8 protein-coding genes, 2 tRNA genes and 1 pseudogene are annotated in these 15,999 nt (G+C 75.2%); 7 read left to right on the top strand and 4 right to left on the bottom strand.

What is annotated here, in order from left to right:
* The first annotated feature begins 51 nt into the window (after positions 1 to 51).
* The 5 genes from AB0P03_RS00620 to cobA all read left to right on the top strand — a co-directional run bounded on the left by AB0P03_RS00620 (position 52) and on the right by cobA (position 9,043).
* Positions 52 to 876, top strand: a complete 825-nt coding sequence (locus AB0P03_RS00620; RefSeq protein WP_363583784.1) for a MetQ/NlpA family ABC transporter substrate-binding protein — start codon at positions 52 to 54, stop codon at positions 874 to 876.
* Between the two features lie 198 nt (positions 877 to 1,074).
* Positions 1,075 to 1,716, top strand: a complete 642-nt coding sequence (locus AB0P03_RS00625; protein ID WP_363583782.1) for a GNAT family N-acetyltransferase — start codon at positions 1,075 to 1,077, stop codon at positions 1,714 to 1,716.
* Positions 1,717 to 1,969: 253 nt separating this feature from the next.
* Positions 1,970 to 3,235: a precorrin-6y C5,15-methyltransferase (decarboxylating) subunit CbiE gene (gene cbiE, locus AB0P03_RS00630; RefSeq protein ID WP_363583780.1), complete on the top strand. Its 1,266-nt coding sequence runs from the start codon at positions 1,970 to 1,972 to the stop codon at positions 3,233 to 3,235.
* Positions 3,236 to 3,771: 536 nt separating this feature from the next.
* On the top strand, positions 3,772 to 7,656 hold the full coding sequence (cobT, locus tag AB0P03_RS00635; protein WP_363627461.1) for a nicotinate-nucleotide--dimethylbenzimidazole phosphoribosyltransferase: 3,885 nt from the start codon (positions 3,772 to 3,774) through the stop codon (positions 7,654 to 7,656).
* Between the two features lie 109 nt (positions 7,657 to 7,765).
* Positions 7,766 to 9,043, top strand: coding sequence for a uroporphyrinogen-III C-methyltransferase (gene cobA / locus AB0P03_RS00640; protein ID WP_363583776.1), 1,278 nt, complete (start codon positions 7,766 to 7,768; stop codon positions 9,041 to 9,043).
* 85 nt (positions 9,044 to 9,128) lie between these two features.
* Here the strand turns inward: cobA and AB0P03_RS00645 are convergent, their stop codons facing one another.
* Positions 9,129 to 11,870, bottom strand: a complete 2,742-nt coding sequence (locus AB0P03_RS00645) for a SpoIIE family protein phosphatase (RefSeq protein ID WP_363627462.1) — start codon at positions 11,868 to 11,870, stop codon at positions 9,129 to 9,131.
* A gap of 100 nt (positions 11,871 to 11,970) precedes the next feature.
* Here AB0P03_RS00645 and AB0P03_RS00650 point away from each other — a divergent pair, with 100 nt between their 5' ends.
* A complete protein-coding gene (locus AB0P03_RS00650) occupies positions 11,971 to 12,783 on the top strand; it encodes an RNA methyltransferase (protein ID WP_363583772.1) in 813 nt (270 codons plus the stop codon).
* 815 nt (positions 12,784 to 13,598) lie between these two features.
* Here AB0P03_RS00650 and AB0P03_RS00655 read toward each other — a convergent pair.
* Positions 13,599 to 14,876: pseudogene (locus AB0P03_RS00655) on the bottom strand (serine/threonine-protein kinase); the annotation flags it as partial.
* A 408-nt stretch (positions 14,877 to 15,284) separates the two neighbouring features.
* Between AB0P03_RS00655 and AB0P03_RS00660 the strand changes: the two are divergent.
* Positions 15,285 to 15,482, top strand: a complete 198-nt coding sequence (locus AB0P03_RS00660) for a hypothetical protein (protein WP_363589710.1) — start codon at positions 15,285 to 15,287, stop codon at positions 15,480 to 15,482.
* A gap of 310 nt (positions 15,483 to 15,792) precedes the next feature.
* Here AB0P03_RS00660 and AB0P03_RS00665 read toward each other — a convergent pair.
* Positions 15,793 to 15,864: transfer RNA gene (locus AB0P03_RS00665), tRNA-Val, on the bottom strand.
* Positions 15,865 to 15,905: 41 nt separating this feature from the next.
* Positions 15,906 to 15,977 (bottom strand) — tRNA-Val (locus AB0P03_RS00670).
* Positions 15,978 to 15,999 lie beyond the last annotated feature (22 nt).

Raw genomic sequence — 15,999 nt, forward strand, 5'->3', positions numbered from 1 at the left:
GGGTCCGACACCGGACCACGGCTCCCCGTATCACGCAGAAAGGCACTTTTCGTGCGCAACGCCCTGAAGTTCACCAGCATCCTCGCCACCGCCGGCATCGCCCTCTCGCTGGCCGCGTGCGGCAGCTCCGGGTCCTCCTCCTCGGACCCGAACGCGCCGCTCAAGGTCATCGCCAGCCCCACCCCGCACGGGCAGATCCTCAAGTTCGTCAAGGACAACCTCGCGGCCAAGGCGGGCCTCAAGCTCGACATCAAGGAGGTCACCGACTACGTGACCCCCAACACGGCGGTGCAGGACGGTTCGGCCGACGCCAACTACTTCCAGCACGTCCCGTACCTGGAGGACTTCAACAAGAAGCACGGCACCGACATCGTCTCGGTCGAGCCCGTGCACCTGGAGCCGCTCGGCGTCTACTCCAAGAAGGTCAAGTCGATCGCCGACCTGCCGGACGGCGCCACCGTCGGCCTGCCCAACGACGCCACCAACGAGGGCCGCGCGCTCAAGCTGCTCGCCGACAACAAGCTCATCACGCTGAAGGACGGCGTCACCACCGCCGCCACCCCGGCCGACGTGACGGGCAACCCGAAGAACCTCAAGTGGAAGGAGCTGGAGGCCGCCCAGCTGCCCCGCTCCATCGCCGACCTCGACGCCGCCGTCATCAACGGCAACTACGCGCTCGACTCCGGCCTGAAGCCCGCCACCGACGCGCTGGTGCTGGAGAAGGCCGAGGGCAACCCGTACGCCAACATCCTCGCCGTGAAGAAGGGCAAGGAGAACGACCCGCGCGTGAAGAAGCTGGCCGAGCTGCTGCACTCCGACGAGGTCAAGAAGTACATCGACGACACCTTCCAGGGCTCGGTCATCCCGGCCTTCTGAGCCGCGGTCCGATCCATGCCCTGACCCCGACCGGGCCCCCGCCGCACCTCGGCGGGGGCCCGGTCGGGCAGGATGCACCCGGGGAGCCCTGGTCGGCGGCGTTCTGACGTACCGTCGTGCGGGCGGCGCACCGCGTGACACCCGGGGCACGGCGGGGGCGTACGGTGTTGTGTTCACGACCCGGCGAGGAGAGACGGCATGGCAGCGAGCTTCCCCGAGACCGCCATCAGCACCGAACGGCTTCTGCTGCGGCCCCTTGCGGAGGACGACGCGCCCGGCCTGGCCACGATGATGGCGGACGAACTCGTCCTGGCCTGGACCGATCTGCCGCACCCCTTCACCGAGGCGTACGCGACCGAACTCGCCCGCACCCTCGCCCCCGCCCACCGGGCCGCCGGTCGCGGCATCGTCTTCGCCGTCACCGAGCACCTCACCCAGCGCCTGGTCGGCCTGGTCGAACTGCGCAACACCGACTGGCGCCTGCGCAGCACCGAGATCTCCTACGTCACCGCCTCCTGGGCCCGCGGCGAGGGCTACGCGCCCGAGGCCGTCCTCGGCGTCAGCCAGTGGCTGTTCGAGGACCGCGACTTCCTGCGCCTGGAGCTGCGCACCGCCGCCGGGAACACCGCCGCCCAGCAGGTCGCCCAGAAGATCGGCGGCATCAGCGAGGGCGTGCTGCGCAGCGCCTGGATAGTCCGGGGTGAGTCCAGTGAGGCCGTCGTGGAGAGCCGCAGCGACCTCATCCTGTGGAGCCTGCTCCCGGAGGACCTGGACGCGCCCGAGCCCGAGCCGCAGCGGACCGGCTGGCACGGCGACCACCGTTACGTGCTGCGCGACTGAGCCGCCCCGATCACGCGTGCCGCCCGTGCCGCCCGTGCTGCCCGAGCCGTTCGTGCCGCTGATCCGCCACCGGCTCGTCACGGACATGTGTACGAGATGTCGGCGCCGAGGGGATCACACCCGGTAGCCTCTGCTCCGGCGCCGCACACCGGCGCGGTTTGTCGGCGCACCGAGCCGCACACTGGGTGACACCACAGGGACACCCCGGGTCGCAGGCCGGTCCGCGCACCGAGTCGAGGGAGAACGGCCGCAGATGGCTGACCGGATCACGGTCATCGGGTGGGACGGCACGCCGCTGACCGAGGCCGCCGGCGCGGCCCTCGCCGCAGCGACCCTGGTGGCCGGCGCCCCCTACCAACTGAACGCCCTCCCGGTGCCGGACGCCGCCGAGCGGATCACCCTCGGCAACGTCCGGCAGGCCGCCCGGCGGATCGCCGAGCACCGCGGCGCCGCCGTCGTGGTCGCCGAGGGCGACCCGGGCTTCTTCGGCGTCGTGCGCGCGCTGCGCCGCCCCGAGTACGGCCTCGAACTGGAGGTCCTGCCCGCGGTCTCCTCGGTCGCCGCCGCTTTCGCCCGGGCCGGCATGCCCTGGGAGGACGCCCAGGTGGTCAGCGCCCACGGCGGACGGCTGCGCCGCGCGGCCAACATCTGCCGGGCCCACCCCAAGGTCGCGGTGCTGACCGCGCCCGGCGCCGGTCCGAGCGAACTGGCCCTCATGCTGCGCGGGGTGCACCGGACCTTCGTGGTCTGCGAGGCCCTCGGCACCCCGGACGAGGACGTCACCGTCCTCACCTCCGACCGGATCGCCGACCACGTGTGGCGCGACCCCAACGTGGTGCTGGTGATCGGCGGTCACGGCGGTCCCCAGGCCGGCGGGGTCGACACGGAGGCCGGCTGGCTGGCCGGGCGCCCGGTCGGCTTCCCCGGCGCGGATCGCGGCTGGGCGCTCCCCGGTGACGCCTACGCGGGCGCCGGGCGCGCGGGGGACGAGCCCGGCGCATCGGAGGTGCTCCCCGCGCACGTGCGCGCCCTGGTGCTGGCCCGTCTGGGTGCTCGTCCGGGGGACCTGGTCTGGTCGGTCGGCGCGGGCAGCGGCGCCCTCGCGGTGGAGGCGGCCCGCTTCGGCGCCGCCGTGGTCGCGGTCGAGGCGTCCCGCTCGGCCTGCGCCCGGCTGGCGGTGAACGCGCGCCGGTACGGCGTCGAGGTGGAGACCGTGCACGGGCAGGGCCCCGAGGTGCTGGGCGGCCTGCCCGAGCCGGACGTGGCGGTGGTGGAGTCCGTCGGCCTCGACGTGGTGCGCGCGGTGCTGGCCCGCCGTCCGGAGCGGTTCGTCGCGGTGCCCCGGACCCTCGCCGAGGGGGAGCAGATCCACCGGGCGATCGCCGAGGCCGGCTACCGGGCGGACGGTGCGCTGCTGCAGTCCACTCCGCTGTCGGTCGCCGGTGGCGCCGGTGGCGGGCTGGCTCTGGGGGCGGGCGGTACCGGCGTGCTGCTGCTCTGGGGTGAGCAGATCGCGTGAAGGACTGGGGTGCGTCCTGTGGATTCGGTCCGATCCGCCGGGCGCGTTCCGCTCCCGCGCTGTGCTGCTGAGGGGTCGTGGTGGGGCCGGGCGGTGATCCAGGTCGCATCCGGACACCGATTCGAGAGGTGACCGTGCTGGGCCGGTAGTGTGGCGTCCTGGGCGGCTGCGGCGGTCGGCGACCCACCCGATTCAGTCGGTTTGTCGCCTTTTTGACGTGGTGCAACCCGGTTTTGCTCGGAGTGTGGGCAATTCGACGGGCCGCGTGCCGGACCTGGAGAATGCCGTAGGGTCCGGTGCGGTCGTGCCGGTTCCTCCGGGTTGTCGTTGTTTCAGATGGTGCGCCGCCCGGTGTGGGCGGCGCGCAGGCCGGGGTGCCGCAGTGCGCCGGAAGGACTTGGGCCGCAGCGCCTCGGCGCGGCGGCCGCGTGTGGTTGAGGGACGGGCCGGTGCAGGCCCGGCCCGTGCGGATGGGCGCTGCGGTCGGTGATCGTGTCGCCAAGGGCGCGGCAGCGGCCTGGAAGGAGCGTTTGACAATGACCGATGGCGGCCACGTCCCGGGCGAGGGAATGCCGGAGCACCTGAACGCCGGGCCGGACCAGCTCGGCGGACCGGAGGGCGTCGCGGGCGTTGCACCCCTGCAGGGCGTCGCGACGGACGGCGGCATGATCCCGAACCCGACGGCGCCGGGCCACGGCCTGGCCGGTGGTGCGGTGCCCCACGGCGCGGGAGTCATCCCGCCGCAGGGCCAGCCGCTCGGCGCGTCCGGCTTCGCCGTACCGGCCCCCGGCCTGTCGGCTCCCGGCGCACCGGCTCCCGGTGTGCCCGGTGAGGGCTGGGGCGTCGACCCGGGCGCCCCGCGTCCGGCCTTCCACTTCCTCGACCAGGACGACGAGGACGACGTCCTGCTGATGCCCGGTCCGCAGGGCTCCTGGGGCGAGCCGCTGGCGCCCCTCCCGACCGAGCAGACGCCGCTCGCCCCGCAGCAGGACGGCACGCCGGTCGAGCCTTCGTGGCCGCCGCTGGAGCCGCCGGTGCTCGGCGCCGAGCAGGCGCAGCAGCCGTTCCACGCTGCCCCGGCGCACCCGCAGGCCACGGAGGCGATGACGGCTTCTCAGCCGCCGCGCCGCCCGCTGCACGCCGGTCCGCCGATCCCGGACCCGTCGCTGATGACCGGCCAGGTCCCGGTGCGCTCGCTCGCCGACCGCGGCCCGTCGCAGGGCGGCACTCCCGCGCACGGCATCCCGGTGGTCGGCCGGCTGCCGATGGCCGAGGCCGTCGCCCCGGCGCCGGCCGCCGCGCCGCAGGCCGTTCCGGCGGCGCCCGCGCCCTCGGCGGCGCCGGCGGTTCCCGTGACGGAGGCCCAGGAGTTCCAGGAGTTCCAGCAGGTGCCGCTGGCCTCGCACCCGGTCGAGGCCCAGCTGACCGTCGAGACGGTCGGGGCGATCGAGGTGATCGAGGTCGTCGAGCTGCCGGAGGCCGTCGTCGCCGAGGCCGCGGTGGACGCGGCGCAGGCCGCCGTGGCCGAGCCGGTCCCGGCGGAGTCCGGCCGGCCGGTCGTCGACCCGGGCGGCACGCCGGTCGCCGGGGCCGTGGTGACGGCGCCCGCCGAGGCACCGGTCGAGGCCGCTGCTGAGGCGCCGGTCGAGCCCGTCGCCGAGGTTGCCGTCGAGGCCGCCGCGCAGGCCGCGCCCGCGGAACAGACCGAGGCCCCCGCCCCGGCCGGCCCGCCGCGGCGCATCTCCGCATTCCTCGCCGCGCCCACCCCGCACGGTCTGCCTCCGGTCGCGGCGGCCGCGCAGGCCCCGGTGGCCGAGGAGGCCGCCCCGCAGCAGCCCGCTCCCATAGCGGCCGAGGAGCCGGCACAGGCCGCCCAGGCCGCCCCGCCCGTCGAGGCCGTGGTCGCGGTCGCGGTCGAGGCCGGTGAGCCCGCCGAGGCCGTGGCGCCCGCGCCGGAGGCGGTGGTCGAGCCCGTCGTCGAAACGGTCGTCGAGGCGGTCGCCGAGACCGCCGCCGGCACGGGCGAGATGCCCTCCGGCCAGGCCGTCGTCGAGGCCGTCGTCGAGCCCGCCGAGGCCGTTGCCGAGCCCGCCACCGAGGTCGCTGCCGAGCCCGCCGAGGGCGGGCAGCCGCAGGAGGCCGCGCCGGTCGTGGACCAGGCCGTCGAGGCCCCGGTCGAGCCCGTCGTCGAGCCTGAGGCCGAGGCCGCCGCAGCGGAGACCGCGCCGCAGCCGGTCGCGGACGCCACCCCGGTCAGCGAGCCCGCCGAGCCTGTTGCCGTATCCGCCGAGACCGCCATCGAGACCGCCGCCGAGCCGGTCGCCGAGGTTTCCGAGGCCGTCCAGGCCGTCCAGGCCGTCGAGCCTTCCGCGGCCCCGGACGACCAGGCCCAGCCCGTCACCGACCCGGCCGCAGAGTCCGCCGAGCAGGCCCCCACCGCCGAGTCGGCCGCCGTCGAGCCCGTGGCCGCCGAGGCCGTCGCCGAGGAGGCCGCCGCGCCGGAGGCCCCCGCCGCCGAGCAGCAGCCGGCTGAGCAGGCCGCCGAGCCGCTGACGGAGGAGTCGACGGAGCCGCAGACGGAGGACCAGGCGGAGGGTCAGGCGGAGCAGCCGGCCGAGGAAGCGCAGGCCGAGGAACCGCAGGCCGAAGAGCCGGCCGAGCCCCGCGGCCCGGCCGCGCCCGGCTTCGACCAGGCCGAACGCGAGGCCGTCCACCAGGTGATCCGCGAGCGCCGCGACATCCGCAACGGCTTCCGCCCGGACCCGATCCCGCACGAGGTGCTGATCCGCGTCCTGGAGGCCGCCCACACCGCGCCCAGCGTCGGCTACTCCCAGCCCTGGGACTTCGTGGTGATCCGCTCGGCCAAGACCCGCCGGCGGATGCACGCCCTGGCCGAGCGCCAGCGCGAGGTGTACGCGGACTCGCTGCCCAAGGGCCGGGCCAAGCAGTTCAAGGAAATCAAGACCGAGGCCATCCTCGAAACGCCGGTCAACATCGTGGTGACCGCCGACCGCACCCGCGGCGGCCGGCACACGCTGGGCCGCCACACCCAGCCCCAGATGGCCCCGTACTCGGCCGCCCTGGCGGTCGAGAACCTCTGGCTGGCCGCCCGCGCCGAGGGCCTGGGCGTCGGCTGGGTGAGCTTCTTCGACGACGAGGAGCTGGTCCGCGAGCTCGGCCTGCCCGAGCACCTGGAGGTCGTCGCCTACCTGTGCGTCGGCTTCGTCGACTCCTTCCCGGACGAGCCCGAGCTGGAGCAGCAGGGCTGGGCCAAGAAGCGCCCGCTGTCCTGGGTGGTCCACGAGGAGCAGTACGGCAACCGCGCGCTGCCCGGTGAGGAGCCGCAGAGCCTGCTCGCCGAGACCCTGCGCGGCATCCGCCCGCTGGACGCCAAGGCGCTCGGCGAGGCCTGGGACCGGCAGAAGCGGATGACGAAGCCGGCCGGCTCGCTCGGCATGCTGGAGATCATCTCCGCCCAGCTGTGCGGCCTGTCCCGCAAGTGCCCGCCGCCGATCCCGGAGCCCGCCTGCGTGGCGATCTTCGCGGGTGACCACGGCGTGCACGCGCAGGGCGTCAGCCCGTGGCCGCAGGAGGTGACCGCCCAGATGGTCGGCAACTTCCTGGCCGGGGGAGCGGTGATCAACTCCTTCGCCAAGCAGATCGGCACCGAGGTCTGCGTGGTCGACGTCGGCGTCGCCGCCGAACTGCCGGAGGCCATCCAGCAGGGCCGCACCACCGGCCTGCTGCCGCGCAAGGTCAAGCCCGGCACCGCCGACATGACCCAGGGTCCGGCGATGACCCGCGAGGAGGCCCTCAAGGCCATCGAGGTCGGCATCGAGACCGCCCGCGACCTCGTCGCGGCCGGCAACAAGGCACTGGTCACCGGCGACATGGGGATCGCCAACACCACCGCCTCGGCCGCCCTGATCTCGGTGTTCACCGGCCTCGACCCGGCCGAGGTCACCGGCCGCGGCACGGGCATCGACGACGAGACGCACGCCCGCAAGATCGAGGTCATCCGGGCCGCGCTGGCCCTGCACCGGCCCGACCCGGCCGACCCGATCGGCGTCCTCGCCGCCGTCGGCGGTCTGGAGCACGCGGCCCTGGCCGGCTTCCTGCTGGGCGCGGCCTCGCTGCGCACCCCGGTGGTCCTGGACGGTGTCATCGCGGGTTCGGCCGCGCTGGCGGCCAAGGCGATCGCCCCCGAGGTGCTGGCGGCCTGCATCGCCGGCCACCGCTCCGCCGAGCCCGGCCACCAGGCCGCGCTGGCGAAGCTGGGTCTGCGTCCGCTGATCGACCTGGACCTGCGGCTCGGCGAGGGCACCGGTGCCCTGCTGGCCCTGCCGCTGGTGCAGAGCGCGGCCCGGGCGATGCACGATGTAGCCACCTTCGACTCCGCCGGGGTCACCGAGAAGGGCTGACGTTCTCCGTCACCACTCCGCGGACCGGCCCGAGGGCGCGCCGGTCCGCGGAGCGGCGTCACGCCGCACCCGCACCCCGGACCCTCACCCCCGATCAGGAGCACCGCCGATGACCGCGCCCACCCCGCACCCCAGCACCGAAGGCCGTACCCCGTACCCGGTCGGCCTGCTGCTCGCCGGCCGCCGCGTGGTCGTGGTCGGCGGCGGCCAGGTCGCGCAGCGCCGGCTCCCCGCGCTGATCGCCACCGGTGCGGAGCTGCACCTGATATCGCCGGCCACCACCCCGGCCGTGCAGGCGATGGCAGACGCGGGCGAACTCACCTGGCACGCCCGCCCGTACCGGGACGGCGACCTGGCCGGCGCCTGGTACGCCCTGGTCGCCACCGACGACCCGGCGGTCAACGGTGCCGTCAGCGCCGAGGCCGAGCGCGAGCGGGTGTTCTGCGCCCGCAGCGACGATGCCTCCGCCGCCACCGCCTGGACCCCGGCCAGCGGCCGCGACGCGGGTGCCACCGTCGCGGTCCTCACCGGTGACCCGCGCCACTCCGCCGCTCTGCGCGACGCCATCGTGGACGGCCTGCGGGACGGCTCGCTGGCCGTCCGCCAGTTCCGCGCGCACGGCGTCGGCGGCGCCTCGGGGCAGCCGGGCCAGGGGAGCGTCGCCCTGGTCGGCGGCGGCCCGGGCGACCCGGACCTGATCACCGTGCGCGGCCGCCGCCTGCTGGCCGACGCCGACGTGGTGGTCGCCGACCGTCTCGCCCCGCGCGAACTGCTCGCCGAACTGCCCGAGCACGTCGAGGTCATCGACGCGTCCAAGATCCCCTACGGCCGGTTCATGGCCCAGGAGGCGATCAACCGGACGCTGATCGAGCACGCCAGGGCCGGCAAGTTCGTGGTCCGGCTCAAGGGCGGCGACCCGTACGTCTTCGGGCGCGGCGGCGAGGAGCTGCTCGCCTGCGCCGAGGCCGGACTGCCGGTCACCGTCGTCCCGGGCATCTCCAGCTCGATCAGCGTCCCGGCGGCGGTCGGCGTCCCGGTCACCCACCGGGGCATGACGCACGAGTTCACCGTGATCTCCGGTCACGTCGGCCCGGACGACGAGCGCTCGCTCACCAACTGGGAGGCCGCCGCGAAGATGCGCGGCACCCTGGTGCTGCTGATGGCCGTGGACAAGATCGGCGCGATCGCCGCGAAGCTCGTCGAGCACGGCCGCCCGGGCGACACCCCGGTCGCGATCGTCCAGGAGGGCACCACCGCCGCCCAGCGCCGGGTGGACGCCACCCTGGCCACCGTCGCCGCGACCGTCGAGGCCGAGCGGATCAAGCCGCCAGCCGTGATCGTGGTCGGCGACGTCGTCAACGTCCTGGCGGCCGCCTTCCCGCGCTGAGCGCCCGGAGTGGGAAGTCGGACCCGTCGACTTCCCACTCCGACTCCCACTCCGACTTCCCCCGTCGGCCGGCTGCTCCGGGCGGCTACTCCAGCGGCTGCTCCGTCCAGATCACCTTCCCCGTCGCCGTGTAGCGCGTCCCCCAGCGGTCCGCGAACTGTGCGACCAGGAACAGCCCGCGCCCGCCCTCGTCGGTGGTCGCCGCGTACCGCAGGTGCGGCGAGGTGCTGCTGCCGTCCGACACCTCGCAGATCAGCGCCCGGTCCCGCAGCAGCCGCACCCGGATCGGCCCGGTGCCGTAACGGATGGCGTTGGTCACCAGCTCGCTCAGGATCAGCTCGGTGACGAACGCCGCCTCGTCCAGCCCCCAGGCCGCCAGCCGCTCCGCCACCTCGGCCCGGACGGCGCCCACCGCCGCCGGTTCGGGCGGCACCTCCCACTCCGCGACCTGGTCCGGCGCCAGCACCCTGGTCCGCGCCACCAGCAGCGCGATGTCGTCCAGCGGACGCTCCGGCAGCATCGCCCCGAGCACGTCCGCACAGGTCTGCTCCGGCGTGCGCGGCGGCCCGGTCAGCGCCGCCCGCAGCAGTTCCAGCCCCTCACCGATGTCGCGCTCGCGGTCCTCCACCAGCCCGTCGGTGTACAGCACCAGACGGCTGCCCTCGGCGAGGTCCAGCTCGACGTTCTCGAACGGCAGCACCGCCAGCCCCAGCGGCGGCCCGGTCGCCAGCTCCGGGAACGCCACCCGCCCGTCCGGGCCCACCACGGCGGGCGGCGGATGCCCGGCGCTGGCCAGCGTGCACCGCCGCGCCACCGGGTCGTAGATCGCGTACAGGCAGGTCGCCCCGGTCAGGGCCGCGCCCTCGCCGCTCCCGGCCTCGTCCTGGTCGATCCGGTTCACCAGGTCGTCCAGGTGCCCCAGCAGCTCGTCCGGCGGCAGGTCCAGCGTCGAGAAGTTGTGGATCGCCGTCCGCAGCCGGCCCATCGTCGCCGCCGCGTGCAGGCCGTGCCCCACCACGTCCCCGACGACCAGGGCCACCCGCGCGCCCGGCAGCGGGATCACGTCGAACCAGTCGCCGCCCACCCCGGCCTGGGCCGGCAGGTAGCGGTGCGCGACGTCCAGCGCGCTCTGCGGCGGCAGGTTGCGCGGCAGCAGGCTGTGCTGGAGCGTCACCGCCATCGCGTGCTCCCGGGTGTAGCGGCGCGCGTTGTCGATGCACACCGCCGCGTGCGCCACCAGTTCCTCGGCCAGCGCCAGGTCGTCCGCTTCGAAGGGCTCCGAGCGGTCCGCCCGCCAGAACCGGGCCACTCCCAGCAGCACCCCGCGCGCCCGCAGCGGCACCCGCACCATCGAGTGCACCCCGTACGCCAGCACCCGGGCCGACCGCTCCGGATCCTGCTCCCGCCACCCCGGGGCCTGGGCCAGCCGGGCCTCCAGCCCCGACTCCCCGCTGTGCAGCGCCCCGGCCAGCGGGGTGGCCGGCACCACGTCCAGCACCGTGTCCACCGGGTAGAACGGAGCGTCGTCCCGGATGCCGGCGAGCGCGACGCGGCGCATCCGCCCCAGCGAGGTGCCCGGCGGCGGCTCCTCGCCCGTCAGCACCTGGTCCGCCAGGTCCACCGTGACGAAGTCCGCGAACCGGGGCACCGCGACCTGCGCCAGCTCCTCCGCCGTCCGCGTCACGTCCAGCGAGCTGCCCACCGTCACCCCGGCGTCGTACAGCAGCCGCAGCCGCCGCTGCGCGCCCTCGGCCCGGCCGGACAGCGCCAGCAGCTCGGTGGAGTCACGCAGCGTGGCGACGCAGCCGGGCGGGCCGCCCACCTGGTCGGTCAGCCGGACGTTCACCGCCAGCAGCCGTTCCCCGGCCAGCACCACCTCGTCGGTCACCGGACGGTTGGCGGTCAGCAGTTCCTCGGGCGCGGGCTCCAGGCCCAGCTCGGTCACCGGCCGGCCCTCGGCGTCCGGCGGCAGGTCCAGCAGCCGCCGCGCCTCGTCGTTGCAGAGCAGCAGCCGGCCGTCCGCGCCGACGATCATGACGCCCTCGCGCACCGCGTGCAGCACGGCCGCGTGGTGCTCGTACATCCGGGTCATCTCGGCCGGGCCCAGCCCGTGGGTCTGGCGCCGCAGCCGCCGGCTGATCAGCGCCGTGCCGAGGGTGGCCAGCCCGACCGCGCCCGCGGCGGCGCCCAGCACCACCGGCAGCTGCCGCTCGCTCGCGCTGCTGACGCTCCGCACCGTGACGCCCGCCGAGACCAGCCCGGCCACCGAGCCGTCCGGCGCGTACACCGGGACCACCGCCTGGACCAGTGGGCCGAGTGAGTCGGTGACGCGCTCGGTCACCACCTGCCCGTGCACCGCGGGCAGGTAGGTGCCGACGAACTTCTGGCCGATCAGGGCCGGGTCGGGGTGGGTGTAGCGGATGCCGTCGTCGCTCAGCACGACGATGAAGCCGACGCCCGACGACATCCGCGCCGCCTCCGCCTTGGGCTGCAGGACCGCGGACGGGTCGGGGGAGCGCAGCGCGTCGACGATGCCCGGCGAGTTGGCGAAGGTCTGCGCGACCGCCACCGACCGGTTGCGGGCCTCGTGGTCGGCGTCGGTGCGCGACTGCACCACCAGCGCCACCGCGGCAGCTGCCACCAGCAGCAGGACGACGAGGACCTGCAGCGCGAACACCTGCCCGGCCACCGACCGGTTTCGCACGGGCCACGGCCGCTTCGCGCGTGGCAGCTGTAGCCGACCGTTTGGGCGCCCACCGGAGGAGCCGGCGGAACCAGTAGCACCAGAGGCCGACGGAGCCCAGGATCGGCCCGGAAAACGGGCCATACGGCCATGTTTGCACCATGGCTGGCACAGGGCCAAGGCCAGCCCGCCCCGCGGCTTGGGCCGTTTGGCCTTCCCCGCCCCGCCTTGGCAAGATCGCAGGGTGTCCGAACCCAGCGCCATCACCGACCCCGCCGACCCCCGCCTCGGCGACTACACCGGCCTCACCGACGTCGAACTGCGCCGCCGGCGCGAACCCGCCGAAGGCCTGTTCATCGCCGAGGGGGAGAAGGTCATCCGCCGCGCCCTCGCCGCCGGCTACCGGATGCGGTCGATGCTGCTGACCTCCAAGTGGCTGGAGGTGATGGCCGACGTCATCGCCGAGGCGGACGCCCCCGTCCACGTCGTCGAGCCGGGGCTCGCCGAAGCCGTCACCGGCTACCACGTCCACCGCGGCGCGCTCGCCTCGATGGAGCGCAAGCCGCTGCCGCAGGCCGTGGACCTGCTCGTCGGGGCCCGCCGGGTCGCCGTCCTGGAAGGCCTGGTCGACCACACCAACCTCGGCGCGATCTTCCGCAGCGCCGCGGCCCTCGGCATGGACGCCGTCCTGCTCTCGCCCGACTGCGCCGACCCGCTCTACCGGCGCGCCGTGAAGGTCTCCATGGGCGCCGTCTTCGCGGTGCCCTACGCCCGGCTCGACCCCTGGCCGGCCGCCCTGGAGACCGTCCGCACCGCCGGATTCACCCTCCTGGCCCTCACCCCCGCCGACGGCGCCGTCGACCTCGCCGGCCTCGCCCCGCACCGCCTCCCCAAGGCGGCCCTCATGCTCGGGGCCGAAGGCGACGGCCTCACCGGCCCCGCCCTCGCCGCCGCCGACCACGCCGTCCGCATCCCGATGGCCCACGGCATCGACTCCCTCAACGTCGGCGCCGCCGCCGCCGTCTCCTTCTACGCCGTCACCGCCCCCACCGCCTGACGGGGAGGTCGGCCCGCCCGACCTCCCCTCTCGCGCCGGAGGAGCCCACCCGCCCCCCGCCCCCCGCCTCCCCGGGGGCGGGAGCTCTCATCACACAGGAAGCGGGAAGCGGGAAGTCGGCCTGGCCGACTTCCCGCGCCGCGGCCTTCCCGTGCTCAGCCCGCCGCGGCGGTGGGCGGAGCCGGAGCGGCGGCCGGGGGCTGGGTGGCGGGGCCGGAGGCGCCGGGCCAGGACTCGTCCAGGGTGCCGTCGGCACGGACGGTGTAGCGGGTCGAGGTGGTCGCGCCGGTCGCGGCGACCCGCTCCTCGCGGACGACCGTCCCGCCGTCGAGCCGCCAGGTGGCCGTCGCCTGCGGGTCGGCCGCCGAGGTGCGGGAGGTGGCGGCGACCGGGGTGTCCCCGGTGAAGGAGAAGAGCTGGACGAGGTCGACCGGCACCGAGCCCTCGGCCCGCCGCAGGACGACGACCGCTGCCGGGGCGCCCTTGTACCGGGCGGGCAGCACGGAGCTGAGCACGACCTGCGGGCCGGCCCCGACCGACCGGCCGTCCCGGAGCGCGATGCCGGGCCCGCCGGCCCCGTCGGGGTAGCTGCGGTTGGGCCAGTCCACCACCGGCCCCGGTCCGTACGGGGGCGCCAACGGGCTGTCGCCCGCGCCGCCGTGTGCGGCCGCAGCCGCGGCGGACGGGGTGGCCGGAGGCTGGGCGGCGGGGGGCTGGGCCGCGGCGGCCCCGTCCACCGAGGTCCCCGTCACGGCCTGCGCGCCGCCCGCGGCGGGCGCACTGGCGGTGTACCCACCGGAGGGCCGCAGGCCCTGCTTGCTGCGGTTCTCGCACCCCTGGGCGGCCGCGATGGCCAGCGCGACGCCGAGCGTCACGGTGACGAAGACCACGAGCCGCTGCCGCAGCAGCCGCTGCCGCGCGTTGCCGGGCCGCCCGCCGGGGGCGGGGGTGTGCTGGCGGTCCCGGGGGTGCCCGCGGTCGCGGGTGCCGGGCCGGCCGGGGGGTGGGGTGTGCGGTCGCTCCCGCAGCGGGCGGGTCACCGGTGTGGCCTCGGGCCGGGGGAGCGGGGCGGTGGCCGCCTGCGAGCGCCGGGCCGCGGCCGCCGCGGCGGCCCGGGACCGTGCAGGGGCGGCGGGTTCGGGGGAGCGCCCGGGCGCGGGCACACCGTGCCGGGCGCCGTCGGGGGCGGGCTGGGCCGCCGGGCCCGCCGGGGCGGGTGCCGCCGCCCGCCCGTGGCCGGGCCGCGCGGCCCGGGTGGCGGTTCCGGCTGCCGCCCCGCGCGCCGCGAGTTCGCTGAGGCGCTCGTGCAGCGCGGCCGCGCCGGGCCGTTCGGCGGGTTCCTTGGCGAGACAGGCGCGGATGAGCGGTGCCAGCGGCGTGGGTACGGCGGACAGGTCGGGTTCCTCGTGGACGACCCGGTAGAGCATGACTTCGGAGGACGCCCCGGATCCGAACGGGGTGTCACCGGTGAGCGCGTAGGCGAGGGTGGCCCCGAACGCGAACACGTCGGTGGCGGGGGTGACGGCGGCGCCGCGGACCTGTTCGGGCGCGAGGAAGCCGGGGGAGCCGACGGCGGTGCCGACGTGGGTGAGGGTGCTGGCGCCGCGCGACCAGGCGATGCCGAAGTCGATGATGCGCGGGCCCCGCGGCGAGAGCAGGATGTTGGAGGGCTTGAGGTCGCGGTGGACGACCCCGGCCTCGTGCACCTTGACCAGCCCGTCGGCGAGTGCGGCGCCGATCCGGGCGGCCTCGGGCCAGCTCAGCGGCCCTTCGTCGCCGACCTGCTTGTAGAGGGAGGGCCCGGGCACGTACGCGGTGGCGAGCCAGGGGCGGTCGGCCTCGATGTCGGAGCCGACGACGCGGGCGGTGCAGCCGCCCCGGATGCGGGAGGCGGCGGCGATCTCGCGGGCGAAGCGGGTGCGGAACTCCTGGTCCTCGGCGAGTTCGGCGCGGATCAGCTTGAGGGCGACGCGCTGTCCGCGGCGGTCGGAGCCGAGGTAGACCACGCCCATGCCGCCGGCGCCCAGTCGCCGGTGCAGGCGGTACGGCCCGACGATGCGGGGGTCCTCACGCCTCAGCCGCATCATCGCCATGTTTCGTTCCCCGTCAGCCTGTGGGTGAGGCCCCGTCGGTTGGGACATCGTCAGTTCCTGTCTGGCACAGCTTACGGACTGCCCCCTGCGGTGTGCTGATACGCAACACCTCAAGCAGCCGTGTGATTGTCGGATCGTGCGCTGACCCGCAGGTCATAGGGGTGCCGAAGCGTTTCTCGGGGTTGCCCCTCAGGGTTCCCCCGGGGGTGCGGCCAAGGCTCCCTCCCCCTGCGGTAGTACGCCTGAAGTCTGAGCGTCATCCTCCGGGATGCCCGAGGAACAGTACGACGGCATGACGCCCGGACGGCCCCCTGAGCAATAGCGTTGTGTTCAGCGGTGGACGGGGAGCTCGTCCCCCGAGGTAAGCCGTTCACCGCGCCAACTCGACCGGACCACAGGAGTAAGGGCATGGCACCGCAGCTCACGGGAGACCCCCGCCGTCGGTCGGCCGTCGTCCAGTCCCGGTCGGCCGAGCAGCCCACCAGGCACCCGGCCGTGGCACTGGCCATGGCCCTGCCGTGCGCGGTGCTGCTGGTGCTGCTCTTCGGCGGTTGGGATCAGATGGCGAACCAGGCTCAGGCCGTCGCCGATCTGATCGGCCGCTGAGATCACGCCGGCCCCGACGGGGTCGGCCACAGAACGGGCACTGATCCCCTGGGGACGGGGAGCAGTGCCGCCGGGGAGGCCGCGGCCGTGATGACACGCGGACGGGCGTGAGCGGTGCGCAGAGCGCCCCGGCAGGCGGAGACGCCGCGTACGGACGTCGGTGAGGGCGACCGTACGCGGCTCTTCTCTTTTCCCGCAGCCGTCTTTCCCGCAGCCGTCTTTCCCGCGGCCGTCGTCCGTCCCGAAGCCGTCGTCAACGCCAAACGGCCGGGGCCGCGATCCTGACGGATCGCGGCCCCGGCCGTTACTGTGCGCGATACTGGGATTGAACCAGTGACCCCTACCGTGTCAAGGTAGTGCTCTCCCGCTGAGCTAATCGCGCCTGGTGTGGCGGTCCTGCAGCAGACCCCGAAGGATCCGACGTGCGCGATACTGGGATTGAACCAGTGACCCCTACCGTGTCAAGGTAGTGCTCTCCCGCTGAGCTAATCGCGCCTGGTGTGGCGGTCCTGCAGCA

This window comes from Kitasatospora sp. NPDC088779, assembly GCF_040685395.1.
Taxonomy (GTDB): domain Bacteria; phylum Actinomycetota; class Actinomycetes; order Streptomycetales; family Streptomycetaceae; genus Kitasatospora.